1 pseudogene is annotated in these 254 nt (G+C 64.6%); it reads left to right on the top strand.

What is annotated here, in order from left to right:
* Positions 1-254: pseudogene (locus tag SB764_RS42615) on the top strand (hypothetical protein); the annotation flags it as partial.

Genomic DNA, 254 nt, shown 5'->3' with positions numbered 1-254 from the left:
CAGGAGCTCGAGGTAACTGAGACTGAGCTGGGTGCGTCCACTGAGGACACAGCCGACGCCACGGCTAACGCCGCGGGAGAGTCCGAGGTTGATTCCGCTGCGCCCGAATCTGCCGACGTCGACGCGTCCGAAGAGGACTTCGAGGCGGACGTCGACGGCGAATCGGATAACGAGTCAGATGACGAGGACACCGTCGGCGACGCCGGTGACGAGGACACTGCTGACAGTTCACTGGAAGCCGCTGCTGCTGCCGC

Source organism: Paraburkholderia sp. SIMBA_027 (assembly GCF_046535315.1).
Classification (GTDB): Bacteria; Pseudomonadota; Gammaproteobacteria; order Burkholderiales; family Burkholderiaceae; genus Paraburkholderia; species Paraburkholderia tropica.
This window is presented reverse-complemented; position numbering and strand designations above follow the sequence as displayed.